This is a genomic window from Paenibacillus sp. SER-28, assembly GCF_052906305.1.
Genome location: NZ_JBRECM010000069.1, coordinates 1 through 277, shown reverse-complemented (window position 1 = coordinate 277; position 277 = coordinate 1). Strand labels below are relative to the sequence as shown.

At 71.8% G+C, this 277-nt stretch carries 1 protein-coding gene; it reads right to left on the bottom strand.

The features are described 5' to 3' along the window. On the bottom strand, nt 1-277 hold a 277-nt coding region (locus tag ACUYLD_RS25675), incomplete at both ends, for a substrate-binding domain-containing protein (protein WP_446676239.1).

The window sequence follows — 277 nt, the reverse complement described above, 5'->3', positions numbered from 1 at the left end:
GCCCAGCTCCGCCTCACCGCGCGCCACCACCTGGCCCACCGGTTCGGCGGGGATCATGCGTGCCCTGCCCTTCAAGGCCTCGGCCAGACCCAGTCGGGGGAACAACACCTGCGACAGGTAGACGCCGCTGGCGCTGTCGGAGTAGGCGATGGACTTGGCCGCGAGCAGCGCCTGCTTGAGCTGCTCCACCGTGGCGATGGCGGGTTGCGGCGCACCGTGGCGCACGGCCAGGGCGATGCGGGAGCTGGCCAGCAACGTGCGGGAGGCGCCATCAAGC